Genomic DNA, 12,738 nt, shown 5'->3' on the forward strand with positions numbered 1-12,738 from the left:
TGAATAGAAGTGTAAAGCGCGTTGACGGCGCCGAGAACGTGGGCATTCTAGGGTGTAATGTGATCCAATAAAACAAACATTGATCACATGCTGTGTAAAACGACATTGTTTATATGATGCCCGTCACAGAATTGTACGCATCAGATCCGATGAGCGCGTTTTCGCTGCGCGCTGGTACGTAAAACCAGGTAAATCTCTGGCACGTCATGCATTCGCTATTTAGAATCGACCCACTCGCTTTTTTCTGCTTCGGAAGGAATTCGTCATGCTCAAATCCACTCTGGCGGCTGTTGCGGCTGTATTTGCTCTCTCTGCCCTTTCTCCTGCTGCACTGGCGGCAAAAGGCGACCCGCACGTGCTGCTTACCACCTCCGCGGGGAATATTGAGCTGGAACTGAACAGCCAGAAAGCGCCGGCAAGCGTGAAGAACTTTGTTGATTACGTTAACAGCGGTTTTTACAACAACACCATTTTCCACCGCGTGATCCCAGGCTTTATGGTGCAGGGCGGCGGCTTCACGGCGGATATGCAGCAAAAACCGACCAATGCGCCAGTGAAAAACGAGGCGGATAATGGTCTGCCAAACGCGCGCGGCACCATCGCTATGGCGCGCACCGCCGATAAAGACAGCGCCACCAGCCAGTTCTTTATCAATGTCGCTGACAACGCCTTCCTGAACCACGGTCAGCGCGACTTCGGCTACGCTGTTTTCGGTAAAGTGGTCAAAGGCATGGATGTGGCGGATAAAATCGCCCAGGTGCAGACCCACGACGTTGGCCCGTACCAGAATGTGCCGTCCAAACCGGTTGTGATCCTCTCTGCGAAAGTCCTGCCGTAACCCTCATCCTGACGTGGGCTTCACGGCCCGCGTCGTCTCTCCTCCCGGCAAACCCGCCCATTGCTGCTTATACTTGTGGCACATGGGGTTACGTTCAGGGAGGCAAAATGGCCAGAAAACTCACCGACAGACAAAAGTCCCGGCTCTGGGACGCGCAAAAAAATCATAACTTTCAGGCCAGCAACCGGCTGGAAGGCATCGAGGTGCCTCTGGTGACCTTAACCCGCGAAGAAGCGCTGGCGCGCATTGAAGAGCTGAGGGGGCACTATGAGCGATAAATTCGGCGACGGGCGCGACCCTTATTTCTGGTCCGGCAGCGATGTACTGCGCAACCGGCTGAACATCCATGCTGCGCAGGATCTCCAGCACGCCGAGCGCGAGCTGACTTCCCTGCGCGCGGCGACGCTGGAACTCGGCCCGGTTCAGCGCGGGCTACCGCACCTGTGCGCTATCCACCGTCAGCTTTTTCAGGATATCTACGAATGGGCGGGCGAACTGCGTGAAGTGGATATTTACCAGGGCGACACGCGTTTTGCCCATTTTGAATATCTGGAAAAAGAGGGCAACGCGCTGATGCAGGCGCTGGAAGACGAGGATTATCTCGTCGGCCTGGAGCATGACGAATTTGTCGCTCGTCTTGCGCATTACTACTGTGAAATTAACGTGCTGCATCCGTTCCGCATCGGCACCGGGCGCGCGCAGCGCGTATTTTTCGAACAACTGGCGCTGCATGCGGGGTATACCCTCGACTGGCGGGATATTGATGTCGATGCGTGGCGCGCCGCCAACCAGGCGGGCGCGATGGGCGACCTGGCGCCGCTTGAGAAAATCTTTGCAAGCGTAGTGAGCGAAGCGCGGGAAAGCGAGTAAACTGGCGCGGTTCTTTTTTTCGGAGCCGCCATGTTACTGCTTATCGACAATTACGATTCTTTCACCTGGAACCTGTTTCAGTATTTCAGCGAGCTGGGCGCAGAGGTGATGGTCAGGCGCAACGATGAGCTGACGCCTGACGATATCGACGCGCTCGCGCCCGCGCGTATCGTGATTTCCCCCGGCCCCTGCACGCCGAATGAGGCGGGTATTTCGCTTGAGGTTATCCGCCGCTATGCCGGTCGTCTGCCTGTTCTCGGCGTCTGCCTCGGACACCAGGCCATCGGTCAGGCTTTCGGCGCGGCGGTCGTGCGCGCGCAGAATGTCATGCACGGCAAGACCTCGGTTATCCAGCACAACAATACGGGCGTTTTCGCCGGGCTCAATAACCCGCTAACCGTGACCCGCTACCACTCGCTGATTATCGACCGCGCCACGCTGCCCGCCGAGTTTGAGATAACGGCCTGGACGGACGAGGGCGAGATTATGGGGATTCGCCATCGTCAACTGCCGCTGGAAGGCGTGCAGTTCCACCCGGAAAGCATCCTGAGCGAGCAGGGCCACCAGTTGCTTGCGAACTTTCTTTCTCGCTGAATTTTTATTGCCTTTTATTGATTTTTTATTCATATTTTATGCTTATCTTTTCATGTGCGATGGCACATTTACTGGATGGGCATGAAATGGCAACTGAAAAAACAGCAATTACGCGCGCCACCTTTGATGAAGTGATCCTGCCGATTTATGCACCTGCTGAGTTTATTCCGGTGAAAGGCAAGGGCAGCCGTGTCTGGGATCAGCAGGGCAAGGAGTATGTCGATTTCGCGGGCGGCATCGCGGTGACGGCGCTCGGCCATTGCCACCCGCGGCTGGTGGAGGCGCTGAAAGCGCAGGGCGAAATGCTCTGGCACACCAGTAACGTTTTCACTAACGAACCCGCGCTGCGCCTGGGGCAAAAACTGGTAGACGCCACGTTCGCCGAACGCGTCGTGTTTATGAACTCCGGCACCGAAGCCAACGAAACCGCGTTTAAGCTGGCCCGTCACTATGCCATCACCCGCCACAGCCCATACAAAACCAAAATCATCGCGTTTTATAACGCGTTTCATGGTCGTTCGCTGTTTACCGTTTCCGTGGGCGGCCAGGCGAAATACTCCGACGGTTTCGGCCCGAAACCAGCAGATATTATTCACGTGCCGTTCAACGATCTCGACGCGGTAAAAGCGGTGATGGATGACCACACCTGCGCGGTCGTGGTCGAGCCGGTACAGGGCGAGGGCGGCGTAACGGCCGCGACGCCGGAATTCCTGCGTGGCCTGCGCGAGCTGTGCGACGCCCATCAGGCATTGCTGGTGTTTGATGAAGTGCAGTGCGGCATGGGCCGCAGCGGCAAGCTGTTTGCTTATATGCACTATGGCGTGACGCCGGACATTCTTACCAGCGCCAAAGCGCTCGGCGGCGGTTTCCCGGTGAGCGCGATGCTGACGACGCATGAGGTTGCCTCGGCATTTCACGTTGGCTCCCACGGCTCCACGTATGGCGGTAATCCGCTGGCCTGCGCGGTCGCGGGCGAGGCGTTTGATATCATCAATACCCCGGACGTACTGGACGGCGTGGCGCGCAAGCGCGAACAGTTTGTGCAGCATCTTAAGCAAACCGGCGAGCAGTACGGCCTGTTCAGCGACATTCGCGGCATGGGTTTGCTGATTGGCGCCGAGCTGGCACCGGCGTTCCACGGTCGCGCGCGTGACCTGCTTTATGCGGCGGCCGCCGAGGGCGTGATGGTGCTTAATGCCGGCCCGGACGTGATGCGTTTCGCGCCGTCGCTGCTGGTGGAGCGCGCCGATATCGACGAAGGCATGGCCCGTTTTGCACGCGCGGTCGCACGCGTGGTGAACAGCTGATCAGCGTGACGGGCTAAGGCGCCGCCTGAGCCAGATCCCGTGGTGGGGCCGTTGACGCCACGCCACGGACGAAATAGTGTGCATAGTGCGCAGATGATCGAGAATGCGCAGCAGGTGATGTTCCATCACGCTGAGCGGCCCTTCCGGCAATACCTCTTCGCCCTCCAGCACCGCCTCGTTTTGCGTCTCGCCCGGCGTGTCATGTTCCAGCCGCTGCTGACAGCGTTGCAGCGCGATTTCACAGGCCTGTAAGTAGCGCGCCGCGGTTTCCGGCGTCAGCGTGGATTGCTCGCGCGCCAGCGTCGTTATCGCGTTGATGTGCTCGACGATAAACTGGCTGTGTGTTACCCACAGGCGCATATCCTCCAGATACCGGCTGTTAAAGCCCGGCTCCTGCATCGCCTGATTGAGCGAGTTGTAGAGCGCGTTATGCGCCTGGTTGACGCGCATGCGCTGCCACGCGAGCGGCGCGGGCTGTGGATCGTCGCTCAGGATCAGGCGCAGCGCCTCTTGATCGGCTTCCAGCGCGTCGTGCGCGTTCTGGCGCAGCAGGCCGCTTTGCCACTGCGGCCAGAGCCAGACCATACCGCCAAAAGCGATGAGACAACCTGTCAGGGTGTCAATCAGACGCGCCACAATGTACTGCTCGCCGTTCAGCGTCAGCAATTGAAGCGAATAGACCGCCGTCACGGTGAAGCCAATCATCGCCCAGCCGTAGTTGCGGCGGATAATGAGATAGCTGATTAAGGTCACCACCAGCATGCCGAGCAGCGTATAGCCCTGCGGCACATTCAGATGCAGCGTAATGCCCGCGATAATCAGCCCGGCCAGCGTGCCGCCCGCACGGTGCAAAATGCGCACCCGCGTCGCGCCGTAGCCGTTTTGCGTGACGAACAGGACCGTCATCAGGATCCAGTACGGCTTCGGCAACTGAAATACGCTCGCCAGCAGACCCGCCGCCGCGAGCATCACGCCAAGCCGCGCCGCGGTGCGCAGCGCGGCCGATTTGAACGACAGATAGCTTTTCAGCGCGGGCAACAGCGGCAGGCGGCGCTGGCCGTTATCCATGAGGTCGCGGGCGTAAAGCGGGCGCTGGGTACGCAGCACGCGGGCGATGCGGCTGAAATGGTATTCGCAAAACTGCCCGACCGGGTTATCAGGGTGCTGGCGGGAGATTTTTGACAGCGCCTCGATCTGTTTGTCCATCGTAAAGCGGTGAGAATAGCGGTGATAGAGGATATCGTCGGAGAGCGTGCGCAGGCGCGCGGCCACGGTTTGCGCCGTCCAGCGCAACACCGCTTCCGCATGGCTGCGCTCCACCAGCTTTTGCACTTCGCCCGGTTGATGCAGTGACACCGAGATATGCTCCTGAAGATCCAGCGCTACCTGAAAGGCGCGTAGCAGACGCTTGTAGCCGTTCTGCCGGGTCGCCGCCAGCATTTGCAACTGCTGATAACACTGGCTTATCTGATCCACGACTTTTTGCTGGTGCACCAGCAGCGGCGGCAGCGCCTGTTCCGGGTCGGTATGGCGTGTCAGCAGGCTATATTTCGCCTCGCAGTAATCAGCGAGGCTTTGATAAATCAGGCTTAACGATTCGCGAAGCGGCTGCTCACGCCACAGCCAGAACCAGAAACCATTGAACAAGCCATACCAGAGGGTGCCGAGAATATAAAGCAACATCGGTTGCCAGACTGGCATATTGCCGGCAAGGCTTAACGTGAAAATCGCCGCGATAAGCGACGCGGGCAGCAGACGCGCATGCAGCGGGCTTATCTCCGCCGTCACGCCGAGCAGCAGCGCCAGCATCAGCAAAATCAGCGGCAGCGGCACCGCCTGCAACAGCAGAAACTGTACCGCCAGGCTGCTCAGCGCGAACAGCGACGCGCCGATAATCAGGCGTTTGAAGAAGCGTTTGTGGGGGGTATCGAGACCGGCGATGTTGCAGCACGCGGGCACCAGCGAGAACAGCAGCCCCTGTTGTAAATGGCCCAGCATCAATCCCACCGCGACCGGCAGGCTTAAGGTCAGCGTTTGCCGCAAAGCGTAATTGATTTCAGGGTGATAGATAAGACGACGCCACATAGGGGAGAAGTATAGAAACAAAAACGGCGTGTTACCGAAGCGACACGCCGTTTTTTTCAGAAACCTTAGCGGGTTCCGTAAACCACGATGGTTTTCCCGTGCGCGGAAATCAGGTTTTGATCTTCGAGCATCTTCAGGATACGGCCCACGGTTTCGCGGGAGCAACCCACGATCTGACCGATTTCCTGGCGGGTAATTTTGATCTGCATACCGTCCGGATGGGTCATGGCGTCCGGCTGTTTGGCGAGATTCAGGAGCGTCTGCGCGATGCGGCCCGTCACGTCGAGGAACGCCAGGTTGCCGACTTTTTCTGAGGTCACCTGCAGACGACGCGCCATCTGTGAAGAAAGACGCATCAGAATATCCGGGTTTACCTGAATCAGCTGACGGAATTTTTTGTAAGAGATCTCAGCCACTTCACAGGCAGTTTTAGCGCGAACCCAGGCGCTGCGTTCCTGACCTTCCTCGAACAAACCCAGTTCGCCGATGAAGTCTCCCTGATTCAGGTACGAGAGGATCATCTCCTTGCCCTCTTCGTCTTTGATCAGCACTGCCACTGAGCCTTTGACGATGTAGTACAGCGTCTCCGCTTTTTCACCCTGGTGAATCAGCGTGCTCTTAGATGGATACTTATGAATGTGGCAATGAGACAAGAACCATTCAAGAGTCGGGTCTGTTTGCGGTTTGCCAAGCACCATGCGCGGTTATCCTCTGTTTTAAACTGGCTCCAAAGACAGGGCGCGTAACCCCTGTCTGGCTCTGCAATCATCATCTTCCCGCATCCAGGGAAGTTGGCTGTCCGTGGACATCGCAGCCGATAAATTGTCTCTCCTCTGCATACATGCGTAACATCAATGTATCGCCGCTGCATCCAGACTGTTTTAGCATAGCTTTTCTCAGGTGTCTCCTGTTGTCTCGTTTCAGCTTGACGCAGGTCGCCTTCCGTTGCCTCTTATGGCGGGGCCGCGTAATCTGTCAGTAAAATGAATAGCCTGGAGCGATAATCATGCATGCACGAGTGAAATGGGTGGAAGGCTTAACCTTCCTGGGCGAGTCCGCATCAGGCCACCAGATCCTGATGGATGGCAACTCTGGCGACAAAGCGCCAAGCCCGATGGAAATGGTGCTGATGGCCGCAGGCGGTTGCAGCGCTATCGACGTGGTGTCTATTCTGCAAAAAGGCCGTCACGAGGTGACTGACTGCGAAGTGAAGCTCACCTCTGAACGCCGCGAAGAGGCGCCGCGCCTGTTCACGCATATCAACCTGCATTTTGTCGTGACGGGGAAGGCTCTGAAGGATGCAGCGGTCGCGCGTGCGGTGGATCTGTCGGCGGAAAAATATTGTTCGGTGGCGTTGATGCTCGGCAAAGGCGTGAACATTACGCATTCGTATGAGGTGATAGAAGGGTAATGCGGGGGCGGGTGGCGCTGCGCTGACCCGCCCTACGATTTCTGCCTGTTACGGCGTGGCGTCACTGTATCTGCTTGCCTTCCATCAGCCGCTGCACCAGCGGCAACATAATCAGTTCCATCGCCAGCCCCATTTTGCCGCCCGGCACCACCAACGTATTGATGTGAGAAATAAACGAGCCCTGCAACATCGCGAGCAGCCAGGGGTAATCGATATTGTCCAGATTACGGAAATGAATCACCACAAAGCTCTCGTCGAGTGACGGAATGCCTTTGGCGGCGAACGGGTTTGAGGTGTCCACCGTCGGCACGCGCTGGAAGTTGATATGCGTGCGTGAAAACTGCGGCGTGATGTAGTTGATGTAATCTTCCATCGAGCGCACCACGGAATCCATCACCGCCTCGCGGGAATGCCCGCGCTCGCTGGTGTCGCGGATCATTTTCTGGATCCACTCCAGGTTGACGATAGGTACCACGCCCACCAGCAAGTCGACATGCTTCGCCACGTCATTCTGCGGCGTCACCACGCCGCCGTGCAGGCCTTCATAAAACAGCACATCTGTTGGCTCCGGCAGCGGCTGCCACGGCGTAAAAGTGCCTGGCACCTGATTCCAGGGCACGGCTTCATCGTAGGTATGCAGATATTTGCGCGACTGCCCTTTGCCGGTCAGGCCGTATTCCACAAAGGTTTGCTCCAGCAGGCCGAAATCATTCGCCTCCGGGCCGAAATAGCTGATATGGCGGCCCAAATCGCGCGCCTTACGGATTGCCATGTCCATTTCCGGGCGCGTGTAGCGGTGAAAGCTGTCGCCTTCCACTTCGGCGGCGTGAAGATTCAGCTGGGCGAAAATTTTACGAAACGCAAGGCTGGTCGTCGTGGTGCCCGCGCCGCTGGAACCCGTGACGGCGATAACCGGATGTTTGGCAGACATAGCGAGACAACTCCCTGAAGCGGCGGGGCAAGGCTCCGCCAGGCAACGTTAACCGCGAAACTGCGCGCGCGGCATGATATTGACCGTTTCGTGCAGTTCAGACCACACAAGTACGGCTTCGCCGCTTTGCAACTGACGCCGCACATCGGCGACCTTTTGCTCAAGCGAGCGTTCATGTTCACCATAATCGGTGCCTTCGCGCAAGACGAAGGCTTCAATCAGTCGGTCCAGCGTATCGGGGTCGAGTTCTTGCCAGGGAATGATCATTTATCGGTCCAGATAAGGGGTTAGCCAGTCAGGAATGCGCTGCTCCAGCCACATTTTCGGCTGACGCAGCGTGCCGCCGACGAAGCCCACGTGACCGCCATGCTCCGTCAGCTGATATTCAATATTAGCAGGCAGCGTGGCCGGATCGGGGATCACGTGATGATCCATAAACGGGTCGTCTTTGGCGTGAATAATCAGCGTCGGGCGGGTGATCTTCGCAAGCCGCGGCAGGGCGCTGCACTGCTGGTAATAATCGACGGCGTCGCGGTAGCCGTGAATTTTCGAGGTGATAAGATCGTCGAAATCGCGGATGCGGCGCAGGCGTTTAAGCTGGGCCAGTTCAATGGGCAGCGTGCCGGGCCAGGCCTTCAGTTTGCGGGTGGCGTTCGCTTTCAACAGGTTCAGCAGATAGAACTGATAAAAGCGCGAAAAGCCTTTTTCCATATGGTTACAACAGTGCTCCAGCATAAACGGCGCGGAGACGATCACCCCGGCATTAAGCGGGAAAGCGGCGTCAATGTCCGCCATCAGGCAGCCAAGCATGTTGCCGCCAAGCGAATACCCGACCGCCGCCGTCGGCACCGTGCCGTAGCGCTCGTCGAGCCAGCGCAGAAAATAGGTGCCGTCTTCGGTTTCGCCGGAATGATAGATGCGCTCCATTTTATTGGGCACACCGCTACAACCGCGAAAATGCATCACCACGCCGAGCCAGCCGCGCGCTTTCGCCGCATGAATTAGCCCGTGGGCGTAAGGGCTGTGCAGGCTGCCTTCTAACCCGTGAAACACGACCAGACGCGGCTTATGGCGCGCCTGATCGGGGTTTTCGCTAAATGCGAGGTCGACAAAATCGCCGTCCGGCAGATCCAGACGCTGCCAGTGCGGCTCAAACTGCAACCGGCGACGCAGGACGCGCGGCAGCATGGTCTGCAGATGTGGATTACTTACCCCCGGCATCGGCTGAAAGTGTGAGGAATCGGTGTTCAGTGCAGGGAGTTCTGCGGGAGTAATGTCGGCCATGGCACGCTGTCTGTTGGTTAGTTCGCTAACTACTATAACGATTGTTATTCATTTTGTTGATGGTTTGATGCGGATCACTCAGCCAGCAAATTACGCGAGAAAAGATGAATATCCGCATCCGGCTTGCGCCGCCAGAGCCGGGCTTTACGCGCGCCGGTCGCGACGCTCTCGCCGGTCTCTTCAAACATGCCCGAGGCCTCAAAGCGGCGGATCAGGCTTTTACGCTGGATAGGCTGGCCGAGAATAATTTCCGTCGCCTCCTGCAACTGGCTCAGGGTAAAGCATTCCGGCAGGCAGTACACCGGCAGGAGCGAGTACATGGTTTTCTGGCGCAGGCGTCGCAGCGCGGCCTCAATAATCGTGCGGTGATCGAACGCCAGCGCGAGCGTATCCAGCCCGGTAACTGGCACCCACTGCGCGTCGCTGACGGAGGCGATATGCGGCTGGCAGTCGACCCAGGCGATAAGCGCAAACCATGCGGTCGTCAGGCTCCAGCCGCGCGGGTCGCGATCCGGGCCGGAAAATGTCTCCAGTTGCTCCAGCCATGACGGGCGCACGCCGGTTTTTTCAGTGAGTTTGCGCAGCGCCGTAGCGTGCGTCGAGGCATCTTTTTGCAGATCGATAAAGCCGCCTGGCAAGGCCCAGCGCCCCTGCTGCGGCTGGCGGGCACGCTGCACCAGCAGTACGCAGAGCGCCTGGTCATGCAGGGTGAACAGCACGCTGTCCACGGTCACCAGCGGGGAAGGGAACCGCGCCGGATCGTAGCTTTCCAGATATTCCGCTTCAGTGGTCATACGCCGCTCCGTTTAATTGTCTCAGAGACAAGTTTACCAGCCCGACAGACCGGGGCAACATAAACCTTTATTGCTTTAATTTTCAGCAACATGCTATTTTTTAACCGCGCCGTTGAAATTTTCGCTTGCTTATTAATGTCTCTTGGACAATATTAAATGTGTCGCAAGGACAATAACTAATTAACGGGGGCGAATATGATGCAGACGCAACTGATGGTAGACGGACAAGAGATAGCAACGCAGACCGGGCGTTTTCCTGACGGCGCCGTATGGGCGAAAGTGACCGGCGAGCTGCCTCGCGTCGCCTCGCTGATGCGTATTCGTGCCGCTGCCATGAAAACGATGGACGACTTTATGCTGCTGGCGCAGTTGACCGACGCGGTGCGTCAGCATTGCGATGTGCGCTTCAGCCATCTGGAACTGCCGTGGCTACCGTATGCCCGCCAGGACAGGCATATGCAGCCGGGCGACAGCTTTGCGCTGAAAGTGTTCGCCCGCCAGTTAAACACGCTCGGTTTCGACAAAGTGTTCGTTCTGGACCCGCACAGCGAAGCCGCTGCGGCCGCCATCGATAATCTCGTGGCCATCCCGCAGGCGCGCTGCCTGATGCAAAGCCAGACGCTCGTCAGTGCCCTTAAAGCCGGTGAGCTGCTGCTGGTCGCGCCGGACGCCGGCGCGCTTAAGAAAATCCACGCGGTAGCGCAGGCGGTCGGGGCTGAAGGTTTCGCCACGCTGACCAAACAGCGCAATGTCGCCACCGGCGAGCTGACCGGTTTTCGTCTGGTGGACGGCGACGTAAAAGACAAGGCGGTGCTGATTGTCGACGACCTGTGCGACGCGGGCGGCACGTTTATCGGCTCCGCCCAGGTGCTGCGCGACGCGGGTGCCCGCAGCGTCAGTCTGTACGTTACCCACGGCGTGTTTTCAAAAGGCGTCGAAAACCTGCTCAATAACGGCATTGACCAGCTGTATACGACGACTTCATTCGCGCCTGCCTCACTGGCGCAGGATCGGGTAGAAATGATTGATATCAATACTATTTATAACGCGTAAGGGGAAGGAAGATGAACATGAATCCGATTCTGGCTATTGATGGCTACAAAGTGTCGCATCGCGAACAGTATCCGGCTGGCACCACCAAAGTGTATTCCAACTTTACGCCGCGCAGCGATCGTCATTTCCACTCTCCTGTCGCAGACGGCAAGCTGGTGTTCTTCGGCCTGCAAGGGTTCCTGCAATGGTTCCTGGTCGACCTCTTTAACGAACAATTTTTCGCGCGCCCGCAGGCGGAGGTGGTTGACGAGTACCTGGCGGTAATGGACAGCTATATCGGCAAAGGCGCGGTAAGCGCGGAGCATATTCGCGCACTGCATCAGCTTGGTTATCTGCCGCTGCATATCAAGGCACTGGATGAAGGCAGCAAAGTGGCGATGAAAGTGCCGGTGCTGACCATTACCAATACGCTCCCGGACTTCTTCTGGCTGGTGAACTATCTGGAAACCGTGCTCTCGGCGGAGCTGTGGAAATCCTCCACTAACGCCACCATCGCGCACCACTACCGTAAAATCTGCGAGCGCTGGGCAGAGAAAACCTGCTCTGATGTGAGCCACCTGGATTTCCAGTGCCACGACTTCTCTTTTCGCGGGATGTCAGGCTTGCAGGATACCGCGCAGGCGGGTAGCGGCCATCTGATGAGCTTTAAAGGCACCGATAATATTCCGTCGATGCTCTACGCCCGCGATTACTACACACAGGGGCAGGACTGTTTTATCGCCGCGTCTATTCCGGCGACCGAGCACAGCGTGATGTGCATGGGCGAGAAAGAGAGCGAAATTGAGACGTTCCGCCGCCTGATTTGCTCTCTCTACCCGAACGGCTTTGTCTCGATTGTGTCCGACACCTGGGATTACTGGCGCGTTATCACCGAATATACCCGCGAGCTGAAAGCGCAGATTATGGCGCGTGAAGGCCGCGTGGTGTTCCGCCCGGACAGCGGCGACCCGGTGGAGATCCTCTGCGGCACCGGCGCCGATGACGATACCCGCGCCGACCGCACGCCGGAAGAGAAGGGCTCGGTGGAAGTGCTGTGGGAAATCTTCGGCGGCACCGTGAATGAGAAAGGCTATAAAGTGCTCGATCCACATGTTGGCCTGATTTACGGCGATTCCATCACGCTCGATCGCGCCGAAGAGATCCTGCGCCGTCTGGCGGCGAAAGGCTTTGCCAGTTCGAACGTGGTGTTTGGCGTGGGCTCTTTCACCTACCAGTACAACACCCGCGACACCTTCGGCTTTGCGATGAAAGCCACCTACGGTGAAGTGAACGGCGTGGGCCGCATGATTTTCAAAGAGCCGAAAACCGACAACGGACTGAAACGTTCAGCACGCGGGCTGCTGCGGGTGGAGCGTGACGAGAACGGCGATTATCAGCTGTTTGACGAGCAGACGCTGGAGCAGGAACAGCAGGGCGAACTGAAAACCCGCTTCCTGGATGGCAAACTGCACGGCGTGGAACATCTGGAAACCCTGCGCCAGCGGCTGGCGGCGCAGCGTTAATCGTCACAGACCGGGCCTGCGGGCCCGGTTAGTCGTTTCGCAGCATCGCTTCCAACTGCGTCTGCGTTT

At 57.9% G+C, this 12,738-nt stretch carries 14 protein-coding genes; 8 read left to right on the top strand and 6 right to left on the bottom strand.

Annotated elements, in window-relative coordinates; translation table 11 throughout:
• The first annotated feature begins 265 nt into the window (after positions 1–265).
• From ppiA to argD, 5 genes are all read left to right on the top strand, one after another.
• Positions 266–838: a peptidylprolyl isomerase A gene (gene ppiA / locus AFK63_RS00225; protein WP_007702586.1), complete on the top strand. Its 573-nt coding sequence runs from the start codon at positions 266–268 to the stop codon at positions 836–838.
• Between the two features lie 107 nt (positions 839–945).
• A complete protein-coding gene (locus tag AFK63_RS19935) occupies positions 946–1,116 on the top strand; it encodes a YhfG family protein (RefSeq protein ID WP_071603776.1) in 171 nt (56 codons plus the stop codon).
• Complete coding sequence (locus AFK63_RS00230; protein ID WP_038867131.1) at positions 1,106–1,708, top strand: putative adenosine monophosphate-protein transferase Fic; 603 nt, start codon at positions 1,106–1,108, stop codon at positions 1,706–1,708. The genes AFK63_RS19935 and AFK63_RS00230 overlap by 11 nt, the downstream gene beginning before the upstream one ends.
• 30 nt (positions 1,709–1,738) lie before the next feature.
• The gene (pabA, locus tag AFK63_RS00235; protein WP_038867133.1) at positions 1,739–2,302 is read left to right on the top strand and encodes an aminodeoxychorismate synthase component 2; all 564 of its coding nucleotides are present in this window, start codon (positions 1,739–1,741) and stop codon (positions 2,300–2,302) included.
• Positions 2,303–2,388: 86 nt separating this feature from the next.
• On the top strand, positions 2,389–3,609 hold the full coding sequence (argD, locus tag AFK63_RS00240) for a bifunctional acetylornithine/succinyldiaminopimelate transaminase (protein ID WP_038867135.1): 1,221 nt from the start codon (positions 2,389–2,391) through the stop codon (positions 3,607–3,609).
• Here argD and AFK63_RS00245 read toward each other — a convergent pair whose 3' ends face one another.
• A complete protein-coding gene (locus AFK63_RS00245) occupies positions 3,610–5,694 on the bottom strand; it encodes a YccS/YhfK family putative transporter (RefSeq protein WP_038867138.1) in 2,085 nt (694 codons plus the stop codon).
• A gap of 65 nt (positions 5,695–5,759) precedes the next feature.
• Positions 5,760–6,392: a cAMP-activated global transcriptional regulator CRP gene (gene crp / locus AFK63_RS00250; RefSeq protein WP_000242758.1), complete on the bottom strand. Its 633-nt coding sequence runs from the start codon at positions 6,390–6,392 to the stop codon at positions 5,760–5,762.
• 308 nt (positions 6,393–6,700) lie between these two features.
• Here crp and AFK63_RS00255 point away from each other — a divergent pair, with 308 nt between their 5' ends.
• The gene (locus AFK63_RS00255) at positions 6,701–7,105 is read left to right on the top strand and encodes an OsmC family protein (protein ID WP_038867140.1); all 405 of its coding nucleotides are present in this window, start codon (positions 6,701–6,703) and stop codon (positions 7,103–7,105) included.
• Between the two features lie 61 nt (positions 7,106–7,166).
• On the opposite strand, the gene AFK63_RS00260 is transcribed toward AFK63_RS00255, so the two are convergent.
• The 4 genes from AFK63_RS00260 to AFK63_RS00275 form a co-directional block, all read right to left on the bottom strand.
• Positions 7,167–8,036 (bottom strand): phosphoribulokinase, encoded by an 870-nt coding sequence (locus tag AFK63_RS00260; protein ID WP_038867142.1) that lies wholly within the window; start codon positions 8,034–8,036, stop codon positions 7,167–7,169.
• A 48-nt stretch (positions 8,037–8,084) separates the two neighbouring features.
• Positions 8,085–8,303 carry a YheU family protein gene (locus tag AFK63_RS00265; RefSeq protein ID WP_038867145.1) on the bottom strand — a complete coding sequence of 73 codons (219 nt, stop codon included), beginning with the start codon at positions 8,301–8,303 and terminating at the stop codon, positions 8,085–8,087.
• Positions 8,304–9,320, bottom strand: a complete 1,017-nt coding sequence (locus tag AFK63_RS00270; protein WP_038867148.1) for a hydrolase — start codon at positions 9,318–9,320, stop codon at positions 8,304–8,306.
• Positions 9,321–9,394: 74 nt separating this feature from the next.
• On the bottom strand, positions 9,395–10,114 hold the full coding sequence (locus AFK63_RS00275; protein ID WP_038867150.1) for an NUDIX hydrolase: 720 nt from the start codon (positions 10,112–10,114) through the stop codon (positions 9,395–9,397).
• Positions 10,115–10,309: 195 nt separating this feature from the next.
• On the opposite strand from AFK63_RS00275, the gene prs reads away from it, so the two are divergent.
• Positions 10,310–11,167: a ribose-phosphate diphosphokinase gene (gene prs / locus AFK63_RS00280; RefSeq protein WP_038867160.1), complete on the top strand. Its 858-nt coding sequence runs from the start codon at positions 10,310–10,312 to the stop codon at positions 11,165–11,167.
• An 11-nt stretch (positions 11,168–11,178) separates the two neighbouring features.
• Complete coding sequence (locus AFK63_RS00285) at positions 11,179–12,669, top strand: nicotinate phosphoribosyltransferase (RefSeq protein ID WP_038867162.1); 1,491 nt, start codon at positions 11,179–11,181, stop codon at positions 12,667–12,669.
• The last annotated feature ends 69 nt before the right edge of the window (positions 12,670–12,738 follow it).

The organism is Cronobacter muytjensii ATCC 51329 (assembly GCF_001277195.1).
Lineage (GTDB): Bacteria > Pseudomonadota > Gammaproteobacteria > Enterobacterales > Enterobacteriaceae > Cronobacter > Cronobacter muytjensii.